We start from the raw sequence: 13283 nt of genomic DNA on the forward strand, positions 1-13283 counted from the left end.
CTTAAGCTACTGCTGAAGCAGCACGATCAAAATAGCTAGCTATTTCAGCAACTAGAGCGCTGCAATCGCCTCTGGTGATGTTGTTTGTATCGTTAACAATAGCCAGAGAAGCTTGTTTCAGCTTCTGAATACCAACAGCAACTGACGCTCCTGGAGTTCCCAATGCTAAATAGGTTTCCCGCAAACCATTGAGGGCACGGTCATCTAGCACGCTGGAATCGCCAGCAAAGATTGCATAGGTGATATAGCGAAGGATGATGTCCAAGTCTCTGATGCAAGCAGCTGCGCGACGGCTAGTGTAAGCATTACCACCGGGAGTGATCAATTGGGGTTGTTCTGCCCACAAATCACGAGCCGCAGCAGCAACAAGAGCTGAGGCATTGCTGGTAATCCGGTTAACAGCATCTGCACGCTTGTTACCATCTTTGACTAGTTCGCTCAATGCATCCAATTGTGCATCGGAGAGATATTCCCCACGTGTATCAGCTTGGGAAACTACTTTTGCAAATGCATCTAAAACCATTGCCTTAAATCTCCAAATTTGCTTGGTTAAGAATAATTGGACTCAAAACTGAATAGTTCAGTTTCTTTTTGATGTCAGCACTGCCTGACGAATTCCGAAAGGTTTAAAACAGACATCCAAGAAATAAGTTTACGATCTCCAGGCTTTCAGATTAAAACTTTTGTTAGAAAACTTAAAACTTCTACGAACGACTGGAAAACCTGATTAAGATGTTGTTTTTTCCCTCTAAGTTCTCTTTATACAATGCTGCCGCGTCATAATTTATTACAAATTATTGTTATGTTTGTTAATTTCCTTTACATAACTTTACATTTTGCAAAAGGCTAAAAAGCTGCCTTAAAGAATGAATGCGATGCCTGCGGCGGGCGTAGCTGCGGCGCAGGGAATTTGTGTAGCATTAGCTACTTCTTATGTGAAATTGCCAGATTCACAAACCAAAACAAAAAAGACTTGATTTTGGAGGAATTTTCATGATAGTCTGCGCTAAACCACAAAATACGGTTTCTTGATATGGTTATAGTATTTTAAAATTGCCCAGTGTGTTTGTCACAAACTCATAGTTAATGGAAAGGGAAATCACCTCATTATGGTAAAAGACTGGTTTGAATGGCACGACCTCTACAAGAACGAACCAAAATTGCAACAACGCCTGCAAATTGTGCAGGAATACATTTCCTATAGCTTGAATTTGTCCCAACCAGGGTTAATCCGTATAGTTAGTGTTTGCGCGGGCGATGGACGAGATTTGCTAGGAACGCTATCAAATCACCCACGGGCTAAAGATGTTTATGCCCGACTCATAGAGCTAAATCCACAACTAGTTGAACGTGGACAAGAAACAATAGAATCGTTGGGTTTGACAAAACAAATTGAGTTTATTAATGGTGATGCAACTATTTCCTCTAACTATGTAGGAGCAGTACCAGCAGACATTGTAATTGTATGTGGTGTATTCGGCAATCTCGCAGACGAAACTGAACTCAATCGCTTACTGGCAAACCTGAGTTTTCTGAGCAAACAAGGTGCTTTTGTAATTTGGACTCGTGGACACTCTCAGCGTATTCTCCACTCTGAGACTGTTCGTAAATTACTACGTGAAAATGGATTTGAAGAAGTGAACTTCAAACTCACTGCAACAGGAGACATGGGGGTAGGTATTCATCGTTACCTGGGTGAAAGTTTGGCTGCACCCAAAGAGCAACAGTTGTTCGCGTTTATTGGTGTTCCAAGTAAAGCCAGGTAAATAATGCCTCTTAACCAACTTTGGGGGTTTAAGTCCCCTGCTTCTACAAGCAGCGTGTTTTGTGTCGGGGTTTAAATCCCCGTCACAAAACGTAATTGCGAATTGCGAATTGCGAATTGCGAATTGTTTTAAGTTGGTGTTGAGGTTGACTACTTTTCCACGACCAACTGTGCTGGTAGGTTTGCGTTTTAAAGTCTTGGGTGAACTCGGTTCTGGGTTAGCTGTCATCAGTAACATCATCATGTGTGGAAACGGGTAATGGCTGTCCAACAAACAATAAGCTGCTTTGTTGTAACTTCTCCTCAATTTGCCTTAACATTACTTCTAGTTCCACTCTTGGGCTGGTTTGTAGACCAAGACACTGTGCAATTCCATTCGCATCTGTACTCCAACGCTTTGTAAGTTGAATACGATAACCTGAAGCTTCAGCAAGCAACTCGTAGGAGTGAAAATGCATAGGATTTCCAAGACGAGCATCTTGAATATGTTCAAAGGAAAATTCTCGTTGCATGTAATCAATAAGGCAATCTTGAACTACCAAAACAAGATGTTTGCTGAGATGTTCAAACGTGTGAATTTTGTGATGGAGTTGCATCAAGATTGTCTTTGCAGTCATTTTCCAGTTCATACCAAAACCTTTCCCCGATGCGACATCCACATCTCTCACTGAAACACCATGACGCTGGAGAAAACGTTGTCGTTCTGGCCAGACTGTTCCAGTAGTATCAAGAGTTTGCAGTTCAATGCCAATAAAATCGATGACTTTTCCTGAACGTACAGAAGCAAGACAGTAATCTATGCTGCCTCCTGGTACTGCAATTTCAGGAACAATCCGAAGTTCGTTACCAGGCTCATGAAGTGTCAATAAATGAATACAATCTGTAAAGATTTGACTACGCTCAAGAAGTCGAAACGGACAAATAATAATATTCCGGGCTTCTCTACCGTAAGAAACTGTGCATGAGCCGATAGTAAGATCAGGCTCACTTTTTCTATTCTTGAGACATTTGCGAGATAGGAAAGGACAGTTTTGACTAGAGGCAATATCACTCCAAATAAGTGATTGGTTTGTAGGATTCCCGTACAATTCGACAACTTTAGTCATGACAGTAGTCCACACCTTTCATGAGCAGCAGTAATGTATTCGCCTGAAATATCAATTCCAATCGAGCTTCGTCCCAGTTGAAATGCAACCAAATTCGTTGTGCCTGTTCCTGTAAATGGATCTAGTACAACACCGGATTGTGGACAGGTAGCCAGAATCGGAAGTTTACAGATATCTTCAGGATAAGGTGCAAAATGAAGTTTCCGTTTTTGAGTATCTTCTGGCAAAATATCCCAGACATCGCTAGGTTTACTACCATTTGGGTGATATTTAAGAAAATAGAAGCCGCGTTCAGTAAGTTCACGCGCTCGTCCAGAAACCTTTGCTGAATCGGAGTGCGTAGTTCGTTGCTGACCACGAATAATCATACGAAAGTCAGATAATTTACCTAGTCGCACTTCCTGTAATATTTCACCAAGAGCCTTCAGAGCATTTGTACGTTCCAAATCACTAAGTGCTGTAGATAATTCAATTTGTCGACGATAGCGTACACCAGAAACGCCTGTTGCAGAAACTACAGAACCATTGACAACCTTGGCTTGTCTTGGCTTCGAGCGAATTGCATCAACATCGTAAAAATAGCGGTCTGTCTTTACAAAATGGAAAACAGGTTCATACACATTTCGGAGTTTGTCTTTTGCATTATCAGGTGCGCCTTTTACTTTATTCCAAATGACGCTATTGCGAAGAATCCAACCTTGTTTATCGCTCATTGCTAGTGCAACTCGCCAGGGTATACCAATCAGAGATTTACGGTGATATGTATCTCCGAGATTGAGCCAAAAAGAGCCACTGGGTTTAAGAATTCGCTTTACTTCACAGAAGATTCCAAGCAAGTTATTGATATAATCTTCCCACTTGTCTTCAAGACCAATTCCTCCATTAATGTAAGCTCTTTGTCCCCAATAGGGGGGAGATGTGATTACACAATCGATACAATCACCAGGAAATAACTTTAGTAGGGCATAACTGTCAGCCTGTAAGAACAGTGGTGTGCTGTTTGATGAAGTGAGGTAATCCTTAACAGAACCTATATTCTTCAGAAGCTCGTTCTCCTCAATCATCGGAACACCTAGCGAATTCATCCTATTACTTTACTGGAATTTGAAGGAGTTGTTGCTTTAATGATTCACTTGTCAGCCTTTGCAAAACTTGCTTCAACACCATCACCGTCCAATCTATATCAGCTTCAGTCGTATCACGCCCCAATGTGATGCGAATTCCACCCAAAGCAGCTTTTTCGGAATAACCCATCGCTAACAATATCGGACTAGGGCTAAGTTTACCACTGTGGCAGGCAGCACCAGCACTGATGCCGATGCCAGCAAGGTTTAGCTGTCGTACCAATGTTTTACCACTAAGTTTTTTGCCATCAGCGTTTTTTAGGCACATACTTACATGGTGAGGTAAACGATCGCAGCCATCCCCTGTAGGAATTAAATCAGGAATCTCAGCTAGTTGGGCAAAGGCGCGATCGCGTAACTCAATTAATCGTGGTGTTTCTGTAGCCAATTCTTGCGCTGCTAATTCTGCTGCTACACCAAATCCCGCAATTATCGGTACTGCTTGCGTACCAGAACGCAGTCCCATTTCTTGTCCACCACCACCCAGCAAGGGCATCAAATCCACACCAGGATGTACATACAACGCCCCTGCACCTTGAGGCCCATATATTTTATGACTGGAAAGGCTAAGTAAGTCTACTGATAGTTCTTGTACATCTATAGGTAAGCGTCCGGCAACTTGTACCGCATCTGTATGGAACAAAGCACCATGCGATCGCACAATTTTACCCAGTTCTGCGATCGGTTGCACTGTCCCAACTTCACTTTGACCGTAAATTACAGAAACTAAGGCTGTGTTATGTCGCAATGCGGCTTTTAAATCTAGGGGGTTAACTCTGCCTTTCACATCTACACACAAGCGCGTAACTTCCCAACCCCACATTTCTAGCGATCGCACTGTCTCAGAAATTGCGGAATGCTCAACGCTGGAGATAATTACATGTTGAGGAACAGCATACAACCGAGCCACACCCATAATTGCCAAATTATCTGCCTCAGTGCCACCAGAGGTAAAGATGATCGATTCAGGGCTGGCGGCGTTAATTAAACCAGCAACTTGGACTCTGGCTTGTTCCACAACCGTTGCAGCGCGTTGTCCCCACTCATGTAAGCTGGAAGGATTGCCCCACTGTTCGGTGAGGACTGTTTGCATAACTGCGATCGCTTCTTTTCGAGTGGGAGTAGTGGCACTGTAATCTAGATAAATTTGCATACAACTGAATAATGGTGAGAACACACGCTGGTAATAGACTGCTGATTTTGTCAGCATATACAGTTTGAGTGGACAAATCCTGAAAAAAATCTCTGTAATTCTGCCTCTAGCAGTGGATTTTTCCCTTGCATAAAGAAAGCTATTTCTCTACTTAATTCAAAACACAAAATTTTGGGAATGATAAATATAGCGGTTCTCAATTGGGTGCAGTAGAGTTTTAACCTCACTTTCATTCCTCTTACCTACAAGGGTAGAGGCTTTGAGTTTTACTCCCCTTCCCTACAAGGGAAAGGGTTGGGAGTTAGGTTTTGTATTTAACTTAATTGAAAACCGCCTTATATCCACTCCCAATCCACTTTTAACAGATTACAGTGCAATTTATCTCTAGACAAAGATATTTTTTATATATCTTTTTACTGATCTTTCCCCTCGCTGGTTGTCAACGAGTGCAGTCCTACAATCAGCGTCCAGCACCATTACCACAAGATCCGTTAGTTCAAGTTTACTTTAACCATTCTGAGTCTTCAGAATACAAAGAAGCTTACCGTCAGCAAACTCGCCTGGGGGATGATTTAGAAAAACAGATTGTCGATGCTATTTCGCACGCTAAATCTACAGTAGATGTGGCAGTGCAAGAATTACGTTTACCCAAAGTTGCCCAAGCATTGGTTGATAGACAAAAAGCTGGGGTAAAAGTCAGGATCATTTTAGAAAATATCTATAGCCGACCTTGGAGTAGTTTAACATCTACTGAAGTCAGTAAGTTAGATAAAAGAGAACAGGAACGCTATCAAGAATTTCGCCAATTTATCGATATTAACCAAGATAATCAACTTAGTTCAGCAGAAATCAATCAAAGAGATGCTTTGATAATTTTGCAAAATGCCAAAATTCCCTGGATAGATGATCAAGCTGATGGTTCAGCCGGTAGCAGTTTGATGCATCACAAATTTGTGATTGTGGACGATCGCACTGTAATTATCACTTCGGCCAATTTTACTTTAAGTGATACTTCTGGTGATTTTACAAATTCCAGCAGTTTAGGTAATGCCAATAATTTATTGCAGATTGACAGCCCGGAATTAGCATCTTTATTTACAGAAGAGTTTAACGTTATGTGGGGAGATGGCCCAGGAGGTAAGCCAGATAGTCAATTTGGTTTAAAAAAGCCGATGCGATCGCCTAAACAAATAACTTTAGGTAACACCCAAATTACTGTGCAATTTTCGCCTACTTCTCCAACTCAACCTTGGAGTAACAGTAGTAATGGTTTAATTGGTAAAACTTTAGATTCAGCAACCAAATCTATTGATATGGCGTTATTTGTTTTTTCCGAACAGCGTCTTGCCAATATTTTAGAAAAACGCCATCAACAAAGTGTGGAAATTCGCGCTTTAATTGAACCACAATTTGCCTATCGTCCCTATAGCGAAGCATTAGATATGATGGGAGTTGCTCTCAGTAACAAATGTAAATATGAAGTTGATAACCATCCTTGGTCAAATCCAATTACTACTGTAGGTGTACCTGTGTTACCCAAAGGCGATTTATTGCATCACAAATTTGGTGTTATTGATAGTCAAACAGTAATTACAGGTTCTCATAATTGGTCAGATGCTGCCAATAGTGGTAACGATGAGACACTTGTAGTAATTGAAAGTCCCATAGTAGCTGCCCATTATCTGCGAGAATTTGCTCGTCTTTATACCAAAATTAAACCGGGCTTACCACCAGGAATTCAAGAAAAAATTAAATTAGAACAAACACGATGTCCCCAGATAAAAACTTCTTCATCAACTGAGCTACAAGCAATTAAAAAAGTAAATATCAACACCGCAAGTCTAGAAGAATTAGCAACTCTTCCTGGTGTGGGTAAGAAGTTTGCACAGAGGATAATTATTAGCCGTCAACAGCAAAAGTTTACATCTTTACAAGACTTAGAACGAGTTTCAGGAGTTAGTGCTAAAACATTAGAAAAATGGAGCGTAGGCGTAACTTGGTAAGGCGCACAGCATTCTTTATTAGCCCACCTACATGGGCTTTGTTTGTGTAGCCGCGTACTCCTACGGAGAAGCAAGCTACGCGTCAGCATGCCGGAGGCTCTATTCTATTCCCCAGGGCTACAATATTATATGTAATGCGATATTTAAATGCGATCGCACAAGTTACCGAATAACGAACCGCAGAGGCACAGAGAAGGCAGTGCGTTGGGCGGGTTCCCCGACTTGTAGCAACTGGCGCGGCACGGAGAAATCAGAGTTTGAGAGATATTTTGCGTAAGTCCTAATTTAAATGCGATCGCTAGCTAAATCAACCAAACTGCGGAAATGCCCATTCTGAGAAAATCGTTCTGTTATTATTTGTTGATAAACCGCCTCATAGCCATCAGTCATGTGTTCAACGCTGAAAAGGTTTTCGACATACTGGCGACAGGCATAGCGGTCTAACTCTATTACGCGATCGATCGCACTGATGCACTCTTGAATATCATTGCAGAGGAAACCCGTCTCGCCGTGGGAAATTACCTCTTCAGTAGACCCCAATTTCATCGCAATCACTGGCGTACCCGAAGCCATTGACTCAATCATCACCAATCCAAAGGGTTCTCGCCAAGTTATCGGGAACAGAGTTGCGACTGCATCTCCCATCAGAGTATTTTTTTGAGCATGGTTAGCTTCACCCAAATACTCAATTTGCTTCCCATCAATGTGCGGTTTAATTTCCTTCTCAAAGTATTCCACATCAACGGCATCTATCTTACCTGCCATTTTCAAATGCCAACCAGCTTCTTTTGCAATTTCTATGGCTAAGTGCGCTCCCTTCTCTGGAGACATCCGACCTAAAAACGCCAGGTAGGGCGGATCTTCTGGTTGGGAGTGAAAATTATAACTGCTAACATCAATCCCGTTGTAGACCGTTGCTATACAGTTCAACCCTAACCTTGGTTCTCGTTGTGAATTGGAAATATTAACGTAGGGTTGTTTTTTACCAAAACTAAACATCTTTTCGTTGTCAGGGGTAAAAATACCGTGCAACGTGTGAACCGTAGGGGTTGTGACGAGATTCGCGTAAGCTAGTGCCCCATGCCCGATATGGGAGTGAATAATATCAAACTCTTCTGCACGTTCATACACCGAAGCTAGATTCAGCATCTCATAAATGCTGAAATCTTTGATAGTCGGATCGAGTCTGAGGGCACGGGGATGAACTGACGTTAGTTTTGCCAGACTAATAGAATCTCCAGATGCAAATAAAGTTACTTCGTGTCCGCGTCGGACTAATTCATCGGTCAGTAACCCTACTACTAACTCTATACCACCATAAGCTGGAGGTGGAACTCTCTCCCACAATGGAGCTAATTGAGCAATTTTCATCACAAACCTCCTAAAAAATAAAACTTGAATTAGAAGTTTTTTCTTTCTGTTGTTGTAGTGCTTGTAATTGATAGGACTTACGCAAAGGGAACGGAAAACGAACCACAGAGGACGCAGAGGTCACGGAGGAATGAGAGTTTGAGAGGGTTTTTGCGTAAGTCCTAATTGATTCACTCTGCATTAGAAAGTAACTTCAGATACTAAACTTATTAACAATTTCCTTCAAATCTTATGCTGTTACTTCTATATTTTTCGTCTATCCTAGTACGGAAATTACCCACTTCTAAAGAGGTAAATACATTCTAATTTATTAATTTTTGTATGATTTGGTACAAGAGCCACTGCGTTGGGCGGCGAGCCACTCTTGTTGCATGTGGCGTCAGAGACTTTGAATTTTCCCCCTTAGAGTGTCGGGAAGGGCGCTAGGGACTGTTTTCAAACTCGAAGATCCCCCCCCTTAAAAAAGGGGGAAAAGAAACTCTAAAAGCCCCCCTTTTTAAGGGAGGTTGGGGGGATCTCCAAAGACTCAGGTGCTTCAAAAGCTAAAAACATTTGTTTTAAAAACAAATTAGGCTTCCTGCTACTGTTCTTTTTTGTACTGTCTTGGTCTTGATTGTTTTTAGTTTTTAAGTAATCAGAATTAGGAGTTTCTATGAACTTCTCTCGTCTTTCAGTAAATTAATTTTATCCGATTACTTACCGCGAACGTTCCTCGCAATGACAAATGCATGAATTAAATCATTGACTTATTACATTAAATATGATATTTTATATTGCTATCAACAAAAATCGCATATAAACGTGAATATCTCTTCATCTCTCAAAAAACCGCGTGTCTCATGGCAGGCGGTTTTCTCACTGCTGATATTTGTGTTCATGTACCTGCCCATACTAGTACTTGGCTTTTATAGCTTCAATCAGTCGCCCTACAGTGCAACTTGGCAAGGATTCACTCTCGATTGGTATGGCAAGTTGTTCAGTGACGATCGCATCTTATCAGCTTTCCAAAACAGTATGATCGTTGCTGGTTTTGCAGTGGCAATTTCAGCAGTGCTGGGAACCTTGATGGCGGTTGGGTTGGCGCGTTACGAATTTCCTGGTAAGAAATTGTATCGTGGTGTTGCTTACCTACCGTTAATTATTCCCGATATTGCGATCGCAGTAGCTACCCTAGTATGTCTAGCGGCATTTGCAATACCTTTGAGTTTGTGGACGATAGTTGCAGCCCATGTGGTGTTTTGTCTGGCCTACGTCGGACTTGTAGTTGCTTCACGACTAACTAATTTAGATCCTCACTTAGAAGAAGCAGCACTAGATTTAGGCGCTACACCAACGCAAGCTTTTATCAAAGTATTGTTACCTCAATTAATGCCTGGGATTGTCGCTGGTTGTCTCTTGGCTTTTGTTCTCAGCTTAGATGACTTTCTCATTGCCAGTTTTACTGCTGGTAGCGGTTCTAACACCCTGCCAATGGAAATTTTTAGCCGCATTAGAACAGGAGTTAAACCTGATATTAATGCTCTCAGTGTGATGCTAATTTCAGTATCTGCGATCGTTGCTCTTGTAGCTGAATTAATACGCGCTTCTGGAGAGAATAAAACTTTTAAATAAGAGTCGCTATTGTCAATAAAAATTATGGGTGATTTGGTTCTTCGTGAACTTTTTTAGGTGAGTAACAACAGCTATCTTGAAGAAGCCATAATTCATAATTCACAAGTAGGGTGCGTTATGCCGTTATCCTAACGTACCATGTTACCCAGCCAAATTGTTGCTCCAAACTCCAAACTCCTGTACAGACGCGATTAATCGCTCCAAACTCCTGTACAGACGCGATTAATCGCGTCTCATAACATATTTTTATAATTTTTAAGCACATATAAAAAATTCCGTGTTCGCTTCTCTACATGACTGTTTTCAAATAGATAATATTGGGGCTAACTTTGGAGAAGATGCTATTTCCCCCTCATTATGCAAATCTGCCAAAATCCCAATTGCTCAAATCCATTCAACTCTGATAGCAATAGATTTTGCGTGAGTTGCGGACAAAGCAACTTTGGCAAATTTCTCAGAAACCGTTACCGCGTATTAAGACTCTTAGGTGAAGGTGGGTTTAGTAGAACCTATGCAACAGAAGATGTAGACAGACTAAATGCGCCTTGCGTCATCAAGCAATTTTTCCCACAATTTCAGGGAACAGGACAACGCACTAAAGCAGCAGAATTTTTCAAAGAAGAGGCTTTTCGGTTGTATGAACTGGGAGAAAATCATACCCAAATTCCCAGATTACTAGCTTATTTTGAACAAGGTTCTAGCTTGTATCTTGTGCAAGAATTTATTCAAGGAAAAACTCTCTTACAAGAAGTTCAGCAACAAATCTATGGTGAAAAACAAATCTGGGAACTTTTAGCCGATTTATTACCAGTTCTGGAATTCATTCATACTCATAACGTCATTCATCGGGATATCAAACCAGAAAATATTATCCGCCGTGCAAGTGATGAAAAACCCGTATTAATTGACTTTGGCGGTGCTAAACAGGTAACACAAACCAGTTTAGGAAGACAAGCTACAGTAATTTATACCCTTGGTTATGCCCCAACTGAACAAATGGCTGGATTTGCTTGTCACGGCAGTGATTTGTATGCTTTGGGTGTAACTTGTGTGCGTCTTTTAACTCAATGTTTGCCTTTCCAAGATGCTTCTGGACAAATTAATGACCCTATTTATGATGCCATGAATGCTAAGTGGTTGTGGCGCGAACGGTTACTGAAAAAAGGTATTAGCATCAGCGACGACTTAGGGAGAATTTTAGATAAATTACTCAAACATCTACCGAGTGAAAGGTATCAAACAGCAGTAGAAGTTATCAACGATTTGAAGTTTACAAAATCGAACATTGAACCTGTTGCCCTAAAACTTGTTTCGATGTCTCAACCTAGATTACCGCCGCTACCACAAAAAGTAATAGTACCATTACCTCCCTTAGAAACCTTTGAATTTGACGTAGTGACAGTAGACACAGGTGGTAGAGAAGTAAACCGCATCAGCTGCAATGCCAACTTCTTTGCTGAAGAATTGGGTAAGTCTGTCACATTAGAAATGGTATCGATTCCTGGTGGTACTTACATGATGGGTTCACCAGAGTTTGAAGGGGATGCTGACGAACGTCCTCGACATAAAGTTAGCATTGAACCATTCTTTATGGGGAAATTTCCCGTAACTCAAGCACAGTGGAAAGTAGTAGCAGCTTTACCCAAAGTCAAACAAGCTTTAAATCCTAATCCGTCGAAATTCAAAGGTCTAGATAGACCAGTGGAAAATGTATCTTGGTATGAGGCTGTAGAATTCTGTCTCAGGCTATCACAAAAAACTGGACGCGACTATCGTTTACCGAGTGAAGCTGAATGGGAATATGCTTGTCGTGCTGGAACTACAACCTCCTTCCACTTTGGCGAAACAATTACCTCTGAGTTAGTCAGTTGCACTATCGAACCAAAAAGCAAATTCCGTAAAGAAACAACAAACGTCGGTAGTTTTGAAGTCGCCAACGCCTTTGGATTGTACGATATGCACGGGCTAGTTTGGGAATGGTGCGCTGATTCGTGGCACAACAATTACAATTATGCACCCTTAGATGGAACAGCTTGGGAAGTTGGCGGTGATATTCATCGCCGGGTGCTGCGCGGTGGTTCTTGGAGTTTCAGTGCAGAACTTTGTCGCAGCGCGAGTCGTAGCTGGAATGAGTCAGACGGTGGACTGAGGATTTGTGGTTTTAGAGTAGTATTTTCCGTAGAGGAGATTATTTAGTAATTTAATTCAAGAGCTGTATAAATTATGAGCGACAGAATTGAGAAAGGTGACATAGTACTTATAAATAAAAGTGGAATATACCACAAGCAAATTGGTGAAGTAAGTGACATTGATTACAATATTTTCTTCGTCAAAATAGTGATAGTAAAGTTAGGTAATCAAGAAGCAAACTTTGAAGTAAAAGATTTACAATTACAAACTAAAAAGCCGAATCTGCAAGAAGTCATTGCATCAATAGACGAAATTATAGAACAAATTAAGCAGATTCACCACTTGCCGACAACAGAGAAAGTAGAGTTACCTAACCGTCTGAAATATCTTAAATTAGATATTCCTAAACTAGATAAGCAGTTGATTCAAAAAAACTTTGACAGTATAGAGAAAATACTCGTAGCCACAAGAGAAGCAGATTCATCAGCAAGCTTTTGGCAGGAAATAGTTCCTAATTTGGAAAAAATAAGCTGGTGGATTAGAACAAGTTTGTAAACCAAGAAATCAGCTTTCTCTCGTTCCCAGACTCTGGCCATGCGTGTCAACTTAACGTGAAAGCCAGCCTAGAACTAGCATTTAGAGATTATCTCGTTCCCAGTCAGAGACTGGGAATGCCTAATGGGAGGCTCCGCCTCAAGACTAGCGGCAGAGCCGCTTTTGAGCAGCATTTCCAGCCTCTGGCTGGAAACGAGGTTTTAAAAGGGTTTTGGCTTAAGTTGACACCAATGGGCAGTGCCGTGCCCCTACACCTCGCAATATAATCTTGTACCGCATCTGAGTGGGAACCGCTATAAGTTGACACGCATAAGCATTGCTGTGCCCCTACAAACCTATTTGTATCGCCAACGGAGAGAGGAATGGAAGCTGGGTTTATAGTATATTTTGCGACTTTTCAAACAACCTCTAAAACAGTGCTTCACCTCTTAACTTAAACTTATCAAAAATTAGAGGTAAAACTTA

General features: G+C 41.3%; 11 protein-coding genes. 6 read left to right on the top strand and 5 right to left on the bottom strand.

The genetic code is table 11. From position 1 onward, the window contains the following. Position 1: 1 nt before the first annotated feature. Positions 2-523 (bottom strand): phycocyanin subunit beta, encoded by a 522-nt coding sequence (locus V7L05_RS29935; RefSeq protein ID WP_265273265.1) that lies wholly within the window; start codon positions 521-523, stop codon positions 2-4. A gap of 586 nt (positions 524-1109) precedes the next feature. Here V7L05_RS29935 and V7L05_RS29940 point away from each other — a divergent pair. Further along, the gene (locus tag V7L05_RS29940; protein ID WP_335169639.1) at positions 1110-1766 is read left to right on the top strand and encodes a class I SAM-dependent methyltransferase family protein; all 657 of its coding nucleotides are present in this window, start codon (positions 1110-1112) and stop codon (positions 1764-1766) included. A gap of 217 nt (positions 1767-1983) precedes the next feature. Here the strand turns inward: V7L05_RS29940 and V7L05_RS29945 are convergent, their stop codons facing one another. The 3 genes from V7L05_RS29945 to V7L05_RS29955 form a co-directional block, all read right to left on the bottom strand. Next, positions 1984-2631 carry a hypothetical protein gene (locus tag V7L05_RS29945; protein ID WP_335169641.1) on the bottom strand — a complete coding sequence of 216 codons (648 nt, stop codon included), beginning with the start codon at positions 2629-2631 and terminating at the stop codon, positions 1984-1986. Between the two features lie 236 nt (positions 2632-2867). After that, entirely contained in the window at positions 2868-3956 is a 1089-nt protein-coding gene (locus tag V7L05_RS29950) for a DNA-methyltransferase (RefSeq protein WP_335169643.1), read from the bottom strand. 4 nt (positions 3957-3960) lie between these two features. After that, complete coding sequence (locus V7L05_RS29955; RefSeq protein WP_335169688.1) at positions 3961-5148, bottom strand: cysteine desulfurase family protein; 1188 nt, start codon at positions 5146-5148, stop codon at positions 3961-3963. A gap of 371 nt (positions 5149-5519) precedes the next feature. Between V7L05_RS29955 and V7L05_RS29960 the strand changes: the two genes are divergently transcribed. Further along, on the top strand, positions 5520-7151 hold the full coding sequence (locus V7L05_RS29960; protein WP_335169645.1) for a DUF655 domain-containing protein: 1632 nt from the start codon (positions 5520-5522) through the stop codon (positions 7149-7151). Between the two features lie 285 nt (positions 7152-7436). Here the strand turns inward: V7L05_RS29960 and V7L05_RS29965 are convergent, their stop codons facing one another. Beyond that, entirely contained in the window at positions 7437-8522 is a 1086-nt protein-coding gene (locus tag V7L05_RS29965) for a glycosyltransferase family 4 protein (RefSeq protein ID WP_335169647.1), read from the bottom strand. A gap of 876 nt (positions 8523-9398) precedes the next feature. Between V7L05_RS29965 and V7L05_RS29970 the strand changes: the two genes are divergently transcribed. From V7L05_RS29970 to V7L05_RS29985, 4 genes are all read left to right on the top strand, one after another. Continuing rightward, positions 9399-10133, top strand: a complete 735-nt coding sequence (locus V7L05_RS29970) for an ABC transporter permease (protein WP_335169648.1) — start codon at positions 9399-9401, stop codon at positions 10131-10133. A 357-nt stretch (positions 10134-10490) separates the two neighbouring features. Next, positions 10491-12329 (top strand): bifunctional serine/threonine-protein kinase/formylglycine-generating enzyme family protein, encoded by a 1839-nt coding sequence (locus V7L05_RS29975; protein ID WP_335169649.1) that lies wholly within the window; start codon positions 10491-10493, stop codon positions 12327-12329. Positions 12330-12356: 27 nt separating this feature from the next. Next, a complete protein-coding gene (locus V7L05_RS29980) occupies positions 12357-12818 on the top strand; it encodes a hypothetical protein (protein ID WP_335169651.1) in 462 nt (153 codons plus the stop codon). Between the two features lie 116 nt (positions 12819-12934). After that, complete coding sequence (locus V7L05_RS29985; RefSeq protein ID WP_335169652.1) at positions 12935-13084, top strand: hypothetical protein; 150 nt, start codon at positions 12935-12937, stop codon at positions 13082-13084. Positions 13085-13283: the final 199 nt, after the last annotated feature.

The sequence above is a fragment of the Nostoc sp. genome, from assembly GCF_036917755.1.
Lineage (GTDB): Bacteria > Cyanobacteriota > Cyanobacteriia > Cyanobacteriales > Nostocaceae > Nostoc.

Bases quoted from the DNA above. Each gene is read 5' to 3' on its own strand.
- V7L05_RS29935 (WP_265273265.1), bottom strand. From the start codon at position 523: ATGGTTTTAGATGCATTTGCAAAAGTAGTTTCCCAAGCTGATACACGT.
- V7L05_RS29950 (WP_335169643.1), bottom strand. From the start codon at position 3,956: ATGAATTCGCTAGGTGTTCCGATGATTGAGGAGAACGAGCTTCTGAAG.
- V7L05_RS29965 (WP_335169647.1), bottom strand. From the start codon at position 8,522: ATGAAAATTGCTCAATTAGCTCCATTGTGGGAGAGAGTTCCACCTCCA.
- V7L05_RS29970 (WP_335169648.1), top strand. From the start codon at position 9,399: ATGTACCTGCCCATACTAGTACTTGGCTTTTATAGCTTCAATCAGTCG.
- V7L05_RS29985 (WP_335169652.1), top strand. From the start codon at position 12,935: ATGCCTAATGGGAGGCTCCGCCTCAAGACTAGCGGCAGAGCCGCTTTT.
- V7L05_RS29955 (WP_335169688.1), bottom strand. From the start codon at position 5,148: ATGCAAATTTATCTAGATTACAGTGCCACTACTCCCACTCGAAAAGAA.
- V7L05_RS29940 (WP_335169639.1), top strand. From the start codon at position 1,110: ATGGTAAAAGACTGGTTTGAATGGCACGACCTCTACAAGAACGAACCA.
- V7L05_RS29980 (WP_335169651.1), top strand. From the start codon at position 12,357: ATGAGCGACAGAATTGAGAAAGGTGACATAGTACTTATAAATAAAAGT.
- V7L05_RS29975 (WP_335169649.1), top strand. From the start codon at position 10,491: ATGCAAATCTGCCAAAATCCCAATTGCTCAAATCCATTCAACTCTGAT.